The sequence below is a fragment of the Capsulimonas corticalis genome (assembly GCF_003574315.2).
Taxonomy (GTDB): domain Bacteria; phylum Armatimonadota; class Armatimonadia; order Armatimonadales; family Capsulimonadaceae; genus Capsulimonas; species Capsulimonas corticalis.
This window is the reverse complement of the sequence record NZ_AP025739.1, coordinates 2,895,652-2,913,939: the sequence shown is the minus strand read 5'-3', so window position 1 is coordinate 2,913,939 and position 18,288 is coordinate 2,895,652. Positions and strand designations below refer to the sequence as shown.

General features: G+C 61.6%; 8 protein-coding genes. 5 read left to right on the top strand and 3 right to left on the bottom strand.

The features are described from left to right. Nucleotides 1–105: 105 nt before the first annotated feature. From D5261_RS12435 to D5261_RS12425, 3 genes are all read right to left on the bottom strand, one after another. Entirely contained in the window at nucleotides 106–936 is an 831-nt protein-coding gene (locus D5261_RS12435; protein WP_165864177.1) for a DUF1559 family PulG-like putative transporter, read from the bottom strand. A 544-nt stretch (nucleotides 937–1,480) separates the two neighbouring features. Next, nucleotides 1,481–3,286 (bottom strand): ABC-F family ATP-binding cassette domain-containing protein, encoded by a 1,806-nt coding sequence (locus D5261_RS12430; RefSeq protein WP_119321343.1) that lies wholly within the window; start codon nucleotides 3,284–3,286, stop codon nucleotides 1,481–1,483. A gap of 101 nt (nucleotides 3,287–3,387) precedes the next feature. Next, a complete protein-coding gene (locus D5261_RS12425) occupies nucleotides 3,388–7,884 on the bottom strand; it encodes an eCIS core domain-containing protein (protein ID WP_125205956.1) in 4,497 nt (1,498 codons plus the stop codon). A 221-nt stretch (nucleotides 7,885–8,105) separates the two neighbouring features. Between D5261_RS12425 and D5261_RS12420 the strand changes: the two genes are divergently transcribed. The 5 genes from D5261_RS12420 (at nucleotide 8,106) to D5261_RS12400 (ending at nucleotide 18,264) form a co-directional block, all read left to right on the top strand. Beyond that, on the top strand, nucleotides 8,106–10,574 hold the full coding sequence (locus D5261_RS12420) for a PAS domain S-box protein (protein WP_119321341.1): 2,469 nt from the start codon (nucleotides 8,106–8,108) through the stop codon (nucleotides 10,572–10,574). Between the two features lie 31 nt (nucleotides 10,575–10,605). Further along, a complete protein-coding gene (locus D5261_RS12415) occupies nucleotides 10,606–11,070 on the top strand; it encodes a response regulator (RefSeq protein WP_218025578.1) in 465 nt (154 codons plus the stop codon). A 2-nt stretch (nucleotides 11,071–11,072) separates the two neighbouring features. Further along, nucleotides 11,073–12,077 (top strand): GGDEF domain-containing response regulator, encoded by a 1,005-nt coding sequence (locus tag D5261_RS12410; RefSeq protein ID WP_165864176.1) that lies wholly within the window; start codon nucleotides 11,073–11,075, stop codon nucleotides 12,075–12,077. A 28-nt stretch (nucleotides 12,078–12,105) separates the two neighbouring features. Next, nucleotides 12,106–14,697, top strand: coding sequence for a SpoIIE family protein phosphatase (locus D5261_RS12405; RefSeq protein ID WP_119321339.1), 2,592 nt, complete (start codon nucleotides 12,106–12,108; stop codon nucleotides 14,695–14,697). 105 nt (nucleotides 14,698–14,802) lie between these two features. Then, nucleotides 14,803–18,264: a PAS domain S-box protein gene (locus tag D5261_RS12400; RefSeq protein WP_218025577.1), complete on the top strand. Its 3,462-nt coding sequence runs from the start codon at nucleotides 14,803–14,805 to the stop codon at nucleotides 18,262–18,264. The last annotated feature ends 24 nt before the right edge of the window (nucleotides 18,265–18,288 follow it).

Genomic DNA, 18,288 nt, shown 5'->3' with positions numbered 1-18,288 from the left:
AGGCAAGCGCCAGCATCGTGTTATCGGGTGGCATGCCACCCGGTGAAAATGACCGAACAAAAATCTGTCCTGTGAACTATCCAGAAAAAGGCCATTCGGGCGGCGTCAGATCTTGCTGAATGTCAGCGCGGCGCTGCCGGAGGCGCCGCCGCTGACGTTCAGATAGCTGGTTCCGGCGGCGTGCTCCCCGGCGTCGTTCTGCGGGTCCGTGCTGCTCAGCGCGTCCTTCCCCGGAGCGATCTTGGAGGCGCGCAGCCATTTGACGTGACCGTCGCACGCAAGATAGTTGGAGCCGTCGGTATGGACGCCGGTTGTGACGCCGGGCGCCTTCCGCAGCGTGTTCGCGACGGGATCGCCGGTGGCGTAATAGCCAATGCAGCCCATGGCGCATCCGCCCCAGAAGTTCTGGTCCATGGTCGCCCCCGTGGAGTAGTCGGTCGTGGTCGTGGCGTTGTTGATGTCCATGGTCGCGCCGTAAGCCTCACACAGCAGCACCGTCGAAGCCGGAGCCGCAAGGGTCGCGAGCGCCGTCGTATGCGCGGTCCCGCCGGAGTCCCGGCTCCCGTCGCCCAGAAGAGAATCGTTCTCGGAGTACGAGACGGTCTGCCATACGCCGAATCCTGGATTGTACGAGGTCGAGTCATCAGGACACTTATACACGCCGATGGACTTCAGATAGGGCATGATCGGATGCGCCCACCCGCCGCAGTATCCATAGTTCGGATTCCCCATCGGGAAGACCTCGTCATTGTCCTGAAGGTACTGCATAAACCCGAGGCCAAGCTGCTTCTGGTTAGAAGCACAGGAGATCTGCCGCGCCTTTTCGCGGGCTTTGGCGAATACGGGAAATAAGATCGCCGCAAGAATTGCGATTACTGCAATAACAACGAGCAATTCAATAAGAGTAAACCCAACTCGTGATGAAGCGCTTTTCATTTTCTGTCTCCTTAAGCTTTGTGCTGAAATGATAAGTCGTCGATGACCAGAACGATTTCCTCAGAATGCTAAATCAAAGCGGCGCATAATGGATACAAATGGTTCAAACCTTAAGACATCCCTGCCTAACAATTACAAGGAAGTGTCTTTCTCTTTGCCGCCACACGCTCGACTTCTGAAGCCTGCATCAATATATCATGGCAGGGTTCGTGATGTCAAGAATTATTTTTATAATGGTGCGAATATGGAAACAAATGGTTCAAACCGAAGGAGGTTTTCGTTCACCGAGTTTTTTTTTGCAAGCGGCGGCGTACGCCGGTGTTAGCATATTCGATCCCCGGTTATGAAACCCGGGTATGGGAGGGCTTCGCCCTAACCGTCCGTGCCGGACGGAGGATATTTGTCATCGACCACCGGCATTTGCGTCCGGCGCCGGGTACCCCCTGGGTGGTTAGCGGCTCTTGCCGCTCCCAGACCCGGGGATCGAATACGCCGACGCCGGCGAAAAACTGCACCCGGCATACACTGCCCCGGCGTAAAGAAACTAACCCTTGCGCGCTTCGAGCTCTTCCCATCGGGCGTAGAGGGCCGCGACCTTGGCGGTCGAGGTTTCGATGGCGGCGATGGCTTCCTGGAGCTTTTTGTAGTCCGCCGTCACATTGGGATCGGCGAGGTGAGCCTGAAAGGATTCGAGTTCTTCCTCGGCGGCGAGGATCGTCTCCTCGATCTTTTCCAGCTCCCGCTGCTCGTTGCGCGCCAGGCGCTGAGCGCTGCGGTCGCTGGAGCTGGGACGCTTTGGCTGGGCGGCCGCAGGCGCGGGTTTTGGTTTGGGCGCGGGGCGCTGGGCCTGTTCCCACTGGTAGTAGCCAGCGTAGAACCGCGCGCCGCCCCGGCCGTCGAGAGCGAGGAGGTCCGGGCAGAGTCGGTCGAGCAGGTAGCGGTCGTGGGTGACGAGGACGAGCGCGCCGGGGAAGTCGGACAGGCTTTCTTCGAGCACTTCCAGCGAATCGATGTCGAGGTCGTTGGTCGGTTCGTCCAGAATCAAGAGGTCGGCGGGCTGAAGCATGAGCTGAGCGATCAGCACGCGGGCCTGCTCGCCGCCGGACAGGCGGCTGAGCGGGACATCGAGCTGCTCCGTGCGGAAGAGGAAGCGTTTCGCCCAGCCCGACACATGGACCGTCTGGCCATTGTAATTGACGCTGTCGCGGTCGCCGGCGAGCGCCGTGCGCAGTGACTGGTTCAGGTTGAGCTGCGACCGGCGGTTCTGATCGAACTTGACGACGTTGAGCTGATCGGCGCGCTTGATCGTCCCGGCGTCAGGCTCCAGCTCGCCCGTAAGGACGCGCAGCAGGGATGTTTTCCCGCTGCCGTTCGGACCGAGCAGTCCCAGTTTCAGGCCGGGTGAAAGCACGACGCTGACATCCTCGAACAGCGTCTTGCCGCCGAGCTGCTTGCCGATGTTATGGGCGACGATCAGCTCGCGCGTTTTGCGGCCGCTGCCCGTGAAGTCGATCTGCGCCGAGGTCTGCGTGTTGCGCTGCTTGATGTCGCTCAGGCTCTCGATCATCTTACCGGCGGCGTCGATGCGATATTGCGCCTTGGTCGTCCGCGCCTGCGGGCCGCGCCGCAGCCACTCCACTTCCTTCTTGACCTGCTGGGCGAGCGCGTGCTCGCGGTGCGCCTGCGCTTCCAGCAGCTCTTCCTTGCGCGCCAAAAACTCGCTGTAGTTGCCGTCGATACTCAGATAGCCCGAGGCGTACGTGCGATTGAGCTCCACCATCCGCGAGGTCACATTTTCCAAAAAGACGCGGTCGTGGGTGATCAGCACAAAGCCGAAGCCGGGATTCTTGAGCAGCGCCTCCAGCCAGAGAATGCCCTCCATGTCCAGGTGGTTCGTCGGTTCGTCCAGAAACACCATGTCGCACTTGAGGATGAGCGCCCGCGCCAGGGCCAGCCGTTTGCGCCAGCCGCCCGAAAGCGTATCCACCACCTGCGAGCCATCGGCGAAACCGACCTGCCCCAGAATGATATTGACCTCCGTCTCCTTCTCATAATCTTCCAGATGCTGATCGGCGAGCGCCTCCATCAACACTTCGCCGGTGGTCGCGCCCTCGGGGAAGAGGTCTTCCTGCGGCAGATACGCGAAGCGCGCGCCCTTGCGCGTGGACACCGTGCCGGAGTCCGGCGTTTCCGCGCCGGCGAAGATCTTGAGAAGCGTGGATTTTCCCGCGCCGTTCGGACCGATAAGTCCAAGGCGCTCGCCATCGGAGACGCCCATGGAAACGCCGTCAAACAGCGCGCGGGCGCCGTAGGATTTGGAGAGAGATTCGCAGCTAAGAAGCAGAGCCATACAATAACCTTGTCAACAAGAATGGCTTGATTCTACCAGACATTGACGCAGTTTGGCGCCGACGCCCCTGGCCCAGAGACGGCAAAGAGGGAAAACCGCGCCTATTTCGGCGCGGGCGGGGGCGCGCCGGCGGCGGGCAGGGGGCTGTTGAACGGGGTCCAGGCGCCGGGGTTTTCGGAGGCGATCTTTTTCAGATCGCCCAGCGCCTGCTGCGAAAAGTCGTTCCAGGCGGCGTACTGCTGCTGAAGGAACTGATCGGTGACGGGGCCAATCGTCGGCGCGCTGTCTGGAAGAAACGGCTGGCCGCCTTTCGGGACGGTAGCATTGGGGCGTGGGCCGAGGTGAACGGCGTCGCTGGCGCCCTGACGCTCGGTTTTGGAGACGAAACCAGAGAAATGCTCCCAGTAGTCCAGTCCCGGCGTCTTGGCGCCGGCATTCACCGCAGATTCGGAGAAGCGGTTGATGTATTTGTAAATCTCGTACTCGCGGGTCGCCGTCACCACATCGCCGCCGCACTGGTGCATGATGTGCTGGATCATCTCCAGGTTGGAAAGCGCGGCCTGATACGCCTCCTGCCCAATGACCTTCACGCCGCTGACCGTCATACGACCGGCGCCGGGGCCGACATACGCCTCGGCCGTCATCGCGTTGACTTCCATCTGCTTGGAGGTAATGGTTTTCGCCAGATCGATCTGCTCGGGAGACCCGGGCGCGGCGGCGTTGTACTTCTTCATCAGATCGTCGATTTCCAGCAGCGTCTTGTTTCGCGCCGCGACATCGCCGCCGCCCGCGAGTTTGGGGACGAGCTCCTGAATCTTGGGATCCTTGATGTCCACGCCGATCTTCGAGGCGTAGGCCTCCACTTCGGCGAGACGAGCAGGGTCGCCCTCGGCGTGCGCGAGCATCTTGGCGATGTTGAGCTTTTCGGCTTCGCCTGAGATCTGACCGAGCACGGCGGCCTGATCCGCTTTGGAAAGACCGGGCATGATCTTTTCGTACAGGGTCAGGCGTCCCGCTTCCGTGTAGAAATTCATGCGCAGGGCTTCGCTCCAGCCTGGGCCATAGAGTCCCGCCATGTGCTTCTCAGCGGCGATCATATCGGCGCCCGCGTTCTCGCCGTAGGTGGAAAGGTCGATGTCGCTGATCTTCTCGCTGCTGGCGCCGCTGACAGGTTTGGCGTGGAACTTCGATTCGAGCTCGCCCAGAACGCTCGCGCGGCGATCGAACAGCTTCGCGGCGGCCTGACGCATCTCGGGCGTTCCCTGATCGAGCATGCCCATGAGCTGCTTCCAGTTGCCATGCTCCATAATCAAGCCGTCAATGGCCTTGGCGTCGCCCTTCAAAATCGCCGCGATCCGCTCGTTCCCAGGCTGCATCAACCCGGTGAGCATGTTGGTGCGCCGAACGCCCTCTTCCCCGGAGATCACAATCTGGGTGTGCGCGCCGGAGGTCATCTGCTTGACGAAGACCTCTTCGCTGACCTCGCCGATTTCCTTCAGGCGACCGGCGTCGGAGAGCGCCTTGTACTGGGCGCGCGCGACCTTCTCCAACTCCTCCAACGCGGGCTTGCCGGTATCGACGGCGCCGCCGATATGGGCAAGGACGCGCTGTTTGAGGCCGCCGCCATACTTCTCCAGAATCGCCCCGAGCTTCTCCAGCCATTCCGGTGTCTTACCGGCGGCGATGGCCTCACGGATCACCGGGCCCAGCACCTTGAAGGAGGCTGTCGCCGCCTTGACATCCAAAATCGCGGCAACGATATCAATCGCCAGCCAGATCAGCGAGGGGTCTTCCTGGGAGATGGAGCGAGCCTTCTCGAAGTCGGTTCCGGCTTCGGCCTGGGCCAGCATATAGTTCCCAAGGCTGTTGGCGGCCTGCCCGGTGCTGACGACCGCGCTGCCGACAGTCGCGACCGCCGCCGTGGCGGTGCCGGCGGTCGCGAAGATCGCCACCAAGCCCAGACCGAGGGCGAGCGCGCCGACCAGCAGGTTCACCAGGAATTCATCGTCGTGAACCTCCTTGACCTTGTCGTCCACGACTTTGGACTGCCAGGAGGAGGGGCCATAGCCAAGATCGCCCTTGGCGCCGCTGACAAGCGTGGCGTTGTTCCAGATATTGAGCTGCCCGCCCGCAAGAGCATCGCGCACGGTTTGGATATTGTGCAGCTTTTCGGCGATCATCGGCGCCAGCTCGTCGGCGGCGTTACTCTTCCAGAACTTCCATCCCTGCGATTCGGCCCCCCGAGCGATATTTTCCAGCGACGCCGTATTCGCTTCGCCCTCGGCCCCGTACGCGGCCAGGATCGGAAACTCGCCTTCCTTTTGCGCACGGTCGATGTTCAATTGGCGCCGGGCCTCCTGGATCTTGGTCTCCAGATCCTGCGCCTCCGATTCCTTGCCCGGAATGACGCTCTTGGTGGGCATTCCCGGCCCACTGTTGTTGTTGGCGTTGGATTGCAGGCAGCCGTCGTACTGCTTCATCAGCCCTTCAAGGGTTTTACGCGGCGGAATCAGCAGCGCGGCGGCGGCGGCCATCTTCTTGGTCTCGTCGTTATCCGCCATCGTGTGAGGCGTCAGGTCGATGTTGCCGCCGGAGTCGCGATCGTGCATGGTCTTGGGCGCCGGAAGCCCATAGCGTTCGCGCTCGGCATTGATTCGCTTCTCGCTCTCGGTGAGAATTATGCCGGCTTTTTTCTTGGCCTCGGCCGGAAATTCGGTCAGCAGATCCTCATGCGCCTTGACGACGCTTGCCCGCACGCCCGCCGTGGTGTTGACGCAAAGGTTCGCTTCCGTATTCTGCTCCGGCTTGAACGCGGCGTTGAAGTCCGCGTCGCGGGTCGTGAGGGTGGAAAGGTCGTCTAAAAATTCCAGCGTCGTCTTGTATCCGTCGGTGGCGAGCATCTTGTCGATCATCGTCTTGGCCGCCGCCGGATCGCCGTAGAGCGTATGTCCCTTGTACGTGACGGTCTTTGCGGACGCTGGAACGTTGGCCGCCGGGGCGGAGGCCGGGGGCGGCGCGGAGGCGGGACTGGTGTTCGCGGGCGCCGGAGTGAAGTTCGGGTCCCGCATCACCTGGCGCAGGGCGGCGCCCTGCTGGATCGTGTGCGTCAGTTCGTGCGCCAGCAGGCGCTTGCCCTCGCTTGTTCCCGGCTGATACTCGCCGCTCCGGAACGCGATATCGGGGCCGATCGCGTAGGCGCGGGCGGACACGGCCTCGGCGGAGCGCGACGCCTGGGTGTCGGCGTGAATGCGCACCCGGCTGAAGTCGTGGCCGAAGCGCGGCTCCATAAACTCCCGTGTCGCGGTGTCCAGCGGCTGGCCGGTCGAGCCGACGACGCTTTGGACCAGCGGCGCGGCGTCCTCCGTCACCGCGCTCCCCTCCCCCGCCCGGGCGAGCTTCTCTTCCTGCTCCTGACGGCACTTGGGGCAGTCGCATTTTCCCGGGCCGGCGCACTCGCGCTGAACCATCGGCGCTTCAGTGCGCATCACCCGGTCCGCGACAGTGTCCGCTTCCCGCTCCAGCGGGTCGCCGGCCTGGCTGACGGTCAATTTGGCCTGCATCGTGGGCGGCAGGCCGGGAGCGGCGCCGCCGGGATCCACATTCGGCGCGGCGTTATCGTCGTCCGGGCCGCCCGCGCTCGTGCTTTTGATCTTTTCCGGGGCGCACTGGACCCAGCTGTTGATCTTCGCGCCTTCCTTGACCCCATGGTCCGACGTCGTATCGTACGTCTGGTTTTCCGTGTCCGCCGCCGTGATCTCGTCGTCCACCATCTTCCAGGCGACGCTCTGCTCCTTGCCGATCAGCCGCGCGTGCAGGTTCGTGAAGTGCTTCTTATCGATGGCGATATGGTTGTTCTCGTGCGTGTCGAGAACCGCGTAGAACCGGTTCCACTCCGCCTGGATCGGAGGGCACTGATTGGGCAGCTCCGTCCACTGCGGCATTTCCTTGGTCTCGACAACCGTGATCGTCGCCTTGGTGACCTTGTTATTTCCGTCGTACTCGTATTGGGGATTGGGCGTCATCTTGGGCAGAACGCTCGCGGATTCGCGCGTTCCGGACCGAGTCATCACATCCCACAATTGCGAAAGATTGGGAGCGGAGAGCGTTCTCGTGGTTGGGTTCGGCGTGATCGTCGTGGACCCGGTCCCGGTCGGTCCAAGCGGAATCGCCGGATTGTTCGGATCCGTGGGACTGGTATTAGGATCCGGCGGAGGGCTGGCCGGCGGCGGCGTATCGCCAGGGGCGCGCATGACCGCGCCGGACAGCGAGGCGGAGACCGACGCGCGGTCTTGTTCGGAGCTTTTGTCTTGTTCGGCGGCGGCCGGCGCCTCGCTGCGCATGACTTCGTCCGCCGTCCGATCCGCCTCCTGCTCCAGCGGATCGCCCGGCTGGCTGACCGTCAGCTTGGCCTGCGGGCGAAATACGGGAACGCGGGTGATGTCGTGGGCGAAGTGAGCGGCGTCCGGCGCCGCCGGAGCGGGTTCGGCGAGCGAGTTCGCGAGAGGCAACGCGGCGTCTTGCGAACGAGCCGCCGGCGCGGAGATCATGGAAGAAGCTGGTTTTCGTCGCGACGGAGTTCGCTGTCCACTCATCATCATTCCTCGGATCCACAGGGGCCGCAGCGGCGCCGCGCGCCCGTTCCGAATCGTGTTCGCTTATTCCCTGTCCTCCCCGGAGTTTCCTGCCGCAAACGCGCACGGCGATTTCGCCGCGCAACGATACGTCCCAAGAACGCCTACTTTATTTTTTAAAACATAACAAGGACGCCATGGAATAATATTGGGAATCGATCGTTTATGAAATCACGGCGGACCCAACCATGAAAGCGCCACTCCACGATGACGAGGCAAATAGAATCGCGGCGCTCTACCAGTGCCAGGTGCTCGATTCTCCCGCCGAAGATCAATATGACGATATTACTCGCCTGGCGGCGCACCTTTGCGATGTCCCCATCGCGGCCGTGTCTCTGGTTGACACACACCGCCAATTCTTCAAAAGTAATCTGGGGCTGGACGTCCGCGAGACATCACGAGATGTCTCATTCTGCGCGCACGCCATCCTTCAGCCGGAGATGTTTGTGGTGCAGGACGCTCAAACCGATGAGCGTTTCGCCGATAACCCACTGGTGACCGGAGAACCGGGCATCCGGTTCTACGCCGGCGTTCCGCTCGTCACGAACGATGGACACGCCCTGGGCTCTTTGTGCGTTATCGACCGAGTCCCACGGCGCCTTACCGAAAAACAAGAGACCGCGCTTCGTTTGCTCGCGCGCCTGGTGATCGGGCGACTGGAGGCCAACCGGCAGATCGCTATCCGCGAAGTGATGATCGCGAAGCGGACATCGGAGCTTGAACAGGCAAACGCCGCATTGCGCGTGAACGAAGAGCGGTTTCGGTTCCTGGCCGACGCCATGCCTCAAATCGTCTGGACCTCCGATCCCAGCGGCAACTTTGACTATTACAACCAGCGATGGTTCGACTACACCGGCATGACGCTTGAAGAAACGCAGGGATGGGGATGGAAGCCCGCGCTGCATCCCGACGATCTCCAGAACTGCGTCGACCGCTGGACTCACGCCTACACGACCGGCGAGCCGTATGAAGTGGAGCACCGATTTCTGCGGGCCAGCGATCGTGTCTATCGCTGGCACCTTGGTCGCGCGCTCCCGATGAAAAATCCCGCCGGCGAGGTGATGATGTGGGTGGGGACCTGCACCGATATCGACGATTTCAAACAAGCGCAAGCCGCGCTGCTGCGCTCGCATGAGAATCTCGAGCGGCGCGTGGAGGAACGAACGGCGGAGCTGGAGCGGCAGCAGAAGTTCACCGACGCGGTTCTCGACAACATGACGGCGGCGGTGATCGCGTGCGACTGCGACGGCGTTCTCACCCTCAGCAATCAGCATGCAAAGACCATGCATGGGATGCGTCCGTCCAACCTTCACGCATCGGACCTCAGCGTGCAATACGAGTTATTCACCGCCGATGGCGACCGTCCGCTGGAGAGCCATGAAATTCCGCTCCACCGAGCCCTGAACGGCGAGGTGATCACCGACATCGAACTTCAAATGGCGTCGGCCGAGGGAGGGCGCAGAACGATACTGACAAGCGGCCAGCCGATCTTTGACGCCGGCAACAACAAGCTCGGCGCCGTGGTCGTCGTCAACGACATCTCGGAGCGAAAAGCCGCGGAGCAAACGCTGCGTGAAAGCAAATTGCGCTTCAAAGGCGCGTTCGACAACGCCCCGATCGGCATCGCCCTGGTTAACCCGGACGGGCGATGGCTGCGCGTCAATAAAGCACTGTGCGATATCGTCGGCTACACCGAGGCGGAACTGCTCGCCATTGATTTTCAAACGATCACGCATCCGGACGACCTTGACCTTGACTTAAGCTATCTGCGGCAGATGCTTGCCGGCGAGATCCACTACTATGAGATGGAAAAACGATATCTGCATAAGGACGGCCATATCGTTTGGATCCTTCTGAGCGTCACGCTTGTGCGCGATCCTCGCGACGAACCGATGTACTTTATCTCTCAGATCCAAGATTTTTCCAGCCGCAAGGCCGCGGAAGTCCAATTGGTCAACCAGGCGAACGAGCTCGCCCGGTCGAACGCGGAACTGGAGCAGTTTGCGTATATCGCCTCGCACGATTTGCAGGAGCCGCTGCGAAAAGTCCAAACCTTCGGGCAGCGACTCCAGATGAAGTATGGGAACGCGCTCGGCGATCAGGGCAGCGATTATATCGCGCGCATGCAGAACGCCGCGTCCCGGATGCAGCTGCTGATTCAGGATTTGCTGACGCTTTCCCGGATTTCGACGCAGCCGCATCCCTTCGTGCGCGTGGATCTCTCGGAAGTCGCCCGTGAGGTGGTCGCCGATCTCGAACAGGCAATCGAGCAGTCCCATGGGCGCGTGGACCTCGGCGCGCTGCCCGAGATCCACGCGGACCCGGTTCAAATGCGGCAAGTCTTGCAAAATCTTATCGGAAACAGCTTGAAATATCGGCGGCCGGATGTCGCCCCAATCGTCCGGGTGTACGCCGTTGCTGAGGGGGAGCGCTGGCGAATTCAGATCTCCGACAACGGCATCGGCTTTGATGAATCCTACACGGACAGAATTTTCGCTCCGTTCCAGCGACTGCACACACGTGAGGAGTATGATGGCGCGGGCATGGGATTGGCGATATGCAAGAAAATCATCGAACATCATCATGGCGTGATCGCCGCGACCAGTCAGATGGGAATCGGCAGCACTTTCACCCTGACCATCCCCACGGCGCATTGAAAGCCATGGTCCTAACGTGAAACGAAAAAATATGCCCACAGAAATTGCGAAAGTCCCGTTAATCATCATGGCGGACGACGATGCGGATGACCGTTTGCTGGTGAGAGAAGCCGCCGCCGAGTGCGCCATTTCCGCGAATGTCGTGTTCGTGGAGGACGGCGTTGATTTGATGGACTATCTTTACCGTCGCGGCAGTCACGCGAATCGGATTCGCCAATCTCCCGCGTTCATACTCCTCGACCTCAACATGCCGAAAAAGGGAGGCTGCGAGGCGCTTTTAGAGATCAAATCCGAGCCGACGCTGCGTCATATCCCCGTGGTGGTTCTTACCACATCGAATGCGGAGCGAGATATTATACGCTCCTACAGATTGGGCGCCAATTCGTATATCCAGAAACCAGACACATTTGAAGGGCTAGTGGATGTCGTCAAGACCTTGCAGAAATACTGGCTGAATACGGCGATCGTGCCAATCACGGATCTTGAGGGCCAATGACCATGAGCGACACACCGATTACCCTGCTGCTCGTCGAAGATGACGAGGACGATTATATCATTACGCGCGACCTGCTGGAGGAGATATCGCCGGCCCGCTACCACGTCGACTGGGCGCCGACCTTTGAAACGGCGTGCGCCAAACTGAAAACCAATGCGCATGACGTCTGCTTGCTCGACTATCGTCTGGGCGAATTTACGGGATTAGGAGTGCTGAAAGGCGAGGCGGGAGCCAGCTTTACCGGTCCGGTAATTGTCCTGACCGGTCAGGCAGACCATACTCTGGATGTCGTCAGCATGCAGGCCGGGGCCATGGATTTTCTCGTCAAGGGACAGTTTGACGCCCGCCTTCTTGAGCGCTCCATCCGATACGCCATGGAGCGCAAGGGCTTTGAACGAAAGCTGCAAGAGCAGGCCACGATCATCGAGCAAGCGCGCGCGCAGCTGGCGATGCAAAACGAGCGCCTTCGAGACGACAACATGGCGCTCACAAGTCTGGCCGCCAATGATGGTTTGACCGATATCCCAAACCATCGCACGTTTCAGAATCGGCTCGCCGAGGAGTTCGAACAGGCGTTAAGATATAAGTATCCGCTGTCGCTGCTCGTGATCGATATCGATCACTTCAAATCGTATAACGATTCCTTCGGGCACCCCGCCGGCGATGAAGCGCTGCGGCAGTTCGCCGCGATCCTGCGAGAAAGCGCCCGCGAGGGCGATGTGGCGGCCCGTTACGGCGGCGAGGAGTTCGTGATGATCTTGAGCCATACGGAAGCGTCGGGCGCGCTCATATTGGCGGAACGGCTGAGACGAACCATTGAGACTTATCACTGGCCGCATCGAGGCGTCACCGCGAGCATCGGAATTTCGTCATTGGATACGGAAACGGCTCGTCCGGAAATGATGATCGCGAGGGCAGACCAGGCATTGTATCGGTCCAAGGGCGATGGCCGCAATCGCATCACGCACTTTCGAGAAATAGGCGCGCAAAACGCGAGCGTCGCGTAAGCAGCGGACGTATATTCGGAAGCAAACCATGAATACGAAAACTCTGCGTATTTTACTGGCGGACGACGATCAGGACGACTATATCATCACGCGCGATCTGCTGGGCGAGATCGACGGGAGATCGTTCGATATCGACTGGGTCTCCACGTTTGAAGCGGCAAAGACGGAGATCGAGCGGGATGGGCATGACGTTTACCTGGTGGACTACCGTCTGGGAAAACACAACGGCTTGGACCTGATCAAATCTTCCGGGATGAATAGCCGGCGCGCGCCCGTCATCATGCTCACAGGGCAGGGTGACCACAATGTCGATGTTGAGGCGATGAAAGCCGGGGCCGCCGATTATCTGGTGAAGGGGCAGATCCACGCGCCGGCGCTGGAGCGCGCGATCCGCTACGCGATCGAGCGCAAGCAGGCGGAACAGGCGCTCAAAAGCAAAAATGCGTTTCTTGAGGCGCAGATCGAAGCGACGATCGATGGAGTGGTTCTCTTTGACGAGCATCAGCGGGTCGTCAAAGAGAACGCAAACTTCCGGACGATGTGGAACCCTGGACGCTTCAGCCGCGTCGGCGCCGATTACCGAGCGCTCATGCGCAGGCTTTCCGTCCAGATGGAGGGAGTGTTCCCAGCGGGGTTCGATTTCCATCATGCCCAGGCCGATCCCACCGTCACGTCACGCGGAGAGATCAACACCCTCGACGGGCGTGTCTTCGACCATTTTGCCGGGCCGGTCCTCGGCGACGATGGGCGGATCTATGGGCGGATCGTTTCGTTCCGCGATATCACGGAGTACCGGGAGGCGCAGCGAGAACTGGCGGAGCGCGCGGATCGCGAATCGCTGCTCAACGATATCTGGCGTTCGCTGCGCAGCTCGCTCGATCCCGAGGAGATTGAAACAAAGGCCATCCACGCGCTGGCGAAGGCGCTGAACGTCGACCGCTGCTACTTTCTTTTCTTCGACGCCAGCTGCAGCTTCGCAAAAATCGCCCGCGAATGGCGGCGCGAGGGCCTCGCCGCCATCACGGGCGAGTACGATCTGGCGAACTTCTGGGACTGCGATACGGAATCCATCTACCGAGACGGCCGCCCGCTGGTGATCGACGATGTCCGTTCGGCGCCCTGGGCCGGCAGCGTCAAGACGAAAATGAAGCGGCTCGAAATTTCGTCATTCATCCGGGTTCCTCTCTTTGAGAATGGCCGCCTGGCGGCGACCCTGGGAGTGGCGATGGCCGCTCAGGCGCGCGTGTGGACTCCGGCGGAGATTATGCTGGTGGAAACCGTCGCGGCCCAAGTGCAGTGCGCCGTGAACGCCGCGACCATCCATCAGCGCGAACGCAATATCGCCCTCACCCTACAAAACGCCTTGCAGCCGACACTGCTTCCGGAAATACCCGGCCTCGATATCGGGGTTTATTACAAGCCGGCGCTTGCGGAAGCCAATATCGGCGGCGATTTTTACGATGTGTTTCCGCTCGGAGACGGCCGCTTTGCGCTCGTCCTGGGCGATATGAGCGGCAAAGGCTTAGCCGCCGCCACCCAGGTGTCCACGCTGAGGAATATGCTGCGCTGCGTCCTGTACCTGGGCGGAAGCGTCACGGACGCCGTCGCCGCGCTCAACGCCATTGTCGAGCAGCACTGCCTCCTGACGGGCTTTGTGAGGATCTTTGTGGCGTTATACGACCCGGTCACGCGCGAACTCGATTACGCGTCCTGCGGCCACGAGACGGCGTACATACAGCGCAACGATCAAATCATCGAGCTCTCACCGACCGGGCCGCCCATTGGGATCTCCGATGAGTGCGTCTTTGAAGGCAAGCGGCTGACGCTGCGGTCCGGGGACGCGCTTGTCGCCTGCACGGACGGCTTGATCGAGGCGGCGCTCGAAAATGGTGAGATGTTCGGACACTCACGTCTCAAGGCGGCCATCGCCGGCGCCGTGGCGCATGGCGAAAACGCTGAAACCGTCGCCGGCGGCATCATCGATCAGCTGCGCCGCTTCACGAGCCGGCCGCTGCGCGACGATATCTCGCTATTTGTCGCCATGGCGGTCTCCGCCGAGACGGACACTCCGGCGCCGATTTTGTCCAAGCGCAATCGATTTGCGCTGCACAGCGAGGCCCAGCAGACGGCGCTTCTGGGGGACGTGCTTCTGGCGGCGACGGGCGGGAGGCTGCGGCTGAAGAACGACGCGGATCTCAAAGCCCTTGTCACGACGGAGCCGGATTTTGCGGTCACTTTAAATGCAGCCTCGGACGCAACGCATTTTCGCGGCGCAGTCTCGAAACAGATCGTCACGCGCGGCGCCTCGCCCACGGCAGTGGACCAACTGAACACATGCGCCATGGAGGCCGCCACGAACGTGATCAAACACGCCGGCGGCGGGACTATTGAAGCGTGGGTGACAAACGAAGAGGTCTTGATACGGACAACCGACCATGGACCCGGCATTCCTCTTGAAAACCTCGCCCAATCGATTCTCGAATTGGGATTCTCAACACGGCAAACTCTCGGAATGGGCTTCACGATGATGCTGGCCATGTCCGATTGGGTGGCGATCGCAACGTCATCCCGAGGGACATCGATCCTCCTGCGCATCCCGCTGGAAGAGCCAATCTCCTGAACCTCTGACCGGAGCGAATTTAAAAAACCGATCAAACTGGAGAGAATCGCTTCGCATTCCGACAATATTCTCATAAACCATGAAATGCGTCTTGAGAATATAATCATGCCGGAGTCCTTACACGACAAAGAAGCCGCGCGGCTGGCGGCTCTGCAATCTTATCACGTGATGGATACGCTGCCGGAGCAGGATTTCGACGATCTTGTGCATCTGGCGAGCTCCATTTGCGGGACTCCGATCGCGCTGATTTCTCTGGTGGACGACCATCGTCAGTGGTTCAAAGCGAAATATGGGCTGGACGCCGCCGAAACGCCGCGCGAACTGGCGTTCTGCGCGCACAGCATCCAGCAGCGAAACGTCTTTATCGTGCCGGACGCCACCAAGGACCCGCGCTTCTCCGGCAACTCCCTCGTCACCGACGCGCCTGAAATACGGTTTTACGCCGGCGCTCCGCTCATCACCCCCTCCGGACATGCCCTGGGATCGCTTTGCGTGATCGACCTCGAGCCGCGCGAGCTTACGGAAGCGCAGATCTCCGCGCTGCAAGCCCTCAGTCGGCAGACCGTGAACCAGCTGGAGATGCGCCGGTACGCCGCCGAACGCGCGGAACTGAACGCGGAGCTGGAGCGGCGCGTGGCCGACCGGACGGCGCAGCTCGCTCATACGAATGAGCGACTGGAACGCGAGATCGCCGAACGCAGCGCCGCCGAAGACGCGCTGAGCGAAAGCAAAGCCCGCCGGGACGCGATCATGGCGTCCGCGCTCGACTGCATCATCACCATCGACGAATCTGGCCTCATCGTCGACTGGAACCGAGTCTCGGAGACCACCTTCGGATACCTGGCGGCGGACGTGATCGGACAGGAGCTGACCACGCGGATCGTGCCGCCGGAGCTGCAGGACGCCCACCGAGCGGGAATGCGGCATTTCCTGGCGACCGGCGACGGCCCCGTTCTCAACAAAAGAATTGAAGTCCCCGCCATGCGCGCCGACGGATCGCGGCTGCCGGTCGAGCTGACGATCACGCCGCTCAACATCGCGGGCCGCCGACTGTTCACCGCTTACCTGCGAGACATCTCCGATCGAAAGCAGGCCGAGGAAGAGCTGCGGAGCAGCCATGAAGAGCTGGAGTTCCGCGTGCGGCAGCGCACCCACGAACTGGCGAGCGCGAACGAAAAGCTGTCGACCCTGATCGCGGCGTCGCCGGCCGCGATCTTCACCTTCGGCCTCGACGGCCTTCTGCAAAGCTGGAGCCATGGCGCGGAGCTGCTGTTCGGCTGGAGCGAAGCCGAGGTCCTGGGCGGCGCGCTGCCGTTCGTGCCCGCCGACTCCCGCCAATCGTCCCAGAAGATGATCGACAGTTTGCTGGCCGGCAACGCCCTCAACGGCGCCGAAACGCGCCGTGTCCGGCGCGACGGCGCGGAAGTCGATATCAGCATTTCGGCCGGCCCGCTGCGCGATTCCTCGGGAGGCATTATCGGCGCAATCGCCGTCGTCGTCGATATCACGGAGCGCAAGCAGGTCGAACAGACGCTGCAAAAAGAGCGCGAATTCCTCAACGCCATGCTGGACACGATGTACGAGGGCGTGGTCGCCTGCGACGCAAACGGCGTGCTCACCACGTTTAACGTCGCCAGCCGCACATTCCATGGCCTGCCGGAAGAACCGATTCCCTCGGAGCAGTGGGCGCAGCACTATCAGCTCTTCCGGGCCGATGGGCAAACCCAGATGGAGATGGCGGAGATTCCGCTGTTCCGCGCGCTGCAAGGCGAATCCGTACGCAACATCGAGATGGTGATCGCCGCCAGGGGCGCCGCGCCACGCACCGTGCTGGCGAGCGGCCAGGCGATCTACTCCCCAGCGGGCGAAAAGCTGGGGGCCGTGGTCGCGATGCACGACATCACGGAATCCAAACGCGTCGAACAGGCGCTGCGCGACGCCGAAGAGAAGTACCGCAGCATTTACGAACACGCCGCCGAGGGGATCTTCCGAACCACCCCGCAGGGCCGGTTCCTGGACGTCAACCCGGCCTTCGCGCGCCTTCTGGGATACGACTCGCCGGAAGAAGTCGTCGAAACCTACACCGATATCGCCAATCAGCTCTACGCTCACCCCGAGCACCGCGCCTCGGAGCATATGAGCGCGGACGGATGCGTGGAGGGCTACGAAGTCGAGTTTCGGCGCAGGGACGGCGGGTGTCTCTGGGTGTCCATGTACGCCCGATGCGTTTTTGCGCCCGACGGCTCCCAGGAGTACTTCGAAGGGACCATCCGTGATATCACGGAGCGCAAAGCCGCCGAGCAGGCGCTGCAAGCCAAGAACGAACAGCTGGAGATCCAGAAGAACGAACTGGATCAGGCCCGCGCCGCCGCCCTGGCTTCGGCCAAGACGAAGTCCGAGTTTTTGGCCAATATGAGCCATGAGATCCGCACGCCGATGAACGGCGTCATCGGCATGGCCGGCCTGCTGCTGGACACCTCGCTGTCGGCGGAGCAGCGGGAGTACGCCCGCATCATTCAGGGCAGCGGAGACACGCTGCTGACCATCATCAACGACATCCTCGATTTCAGCAAGATCGAGGCCGGAAAGATGGCGATCGAAACCAACGATTTCGATCTGCGCGAATCGATCAAGGCGGTCGCGGAGATCCTCGGCCCGCGCGCCCAGGACGCAGGGCTGACGCTCGCCACCCAGGTCGCTTCCGAGATCCCGGCCCGGCTGCGCGGAGACGCCGGCCGCATCCGGCAGATTCTCACGAACTTTCTGGGCAACGCCATCAAGTTCACCCCCGCCGGAGAAGTTTCGATCAGCGCGAGCGTGGTTCCCGACGATTTCGCGGAGATCCGCGTGCGTCTCGCGGTCCACGACACCGGGATCGGCATTCCTCTGCACCGTCAGGCCGCCGTATTCGATAGCTTCACGCAGGCCGACGGCAGCACGACCCGCAAATACGGCGGAACCGGCCTGGGCCTCACCATCAGCCGCCAGCTCACGGAGCTGATGGGCGGCCGGATCGGCCTGGAAAGCGCCCCCGGGTCCGGCAGCACCTTCTGGATTGAACTGCCGCTGGAAAAGGTCGCCTCGTCCCAGGAAAGCGCCGCCGCCGACTCGACCGAATCAGCGCCGAGCCACGCCGCGCCCGCCCCGGCCGTCGGCGAGATGCAGAGCGCGCTTGGCCTGCGCATCCTGCTTGCCGAGGACAATCCGATCAATCAAAAGGTCGCCCTGCGGCTGCTCGAAAAATGGGGATGCGCCGCCGACGCCGTCGCCAACGGGTTCGACGCTCTGGAAGCGCTGGAACACGGAAAGTACGACCTGGTCCTGATGGATGTCCAGATGCCCGAAATGAGCGGCCTCGAAGCGACCGAGGCGATCCGTCTCCGAGAACGAAAGACCGGACGGCGCATCCCCATCTTCGCCATGACCGCCAACGCCATGGCGGGCGACCGCGACGATTGCCTCGACGCCGGCATGGACGATTACATCTCGAAACCCGTCAAACCGATCGAGCTGCACGAGAAACTGATGGGCGTCTGGCGAAGCCTCGCCGAGTCCGCGGCGGCTTAGGCGAAACCCATACGGCAGAGAGCA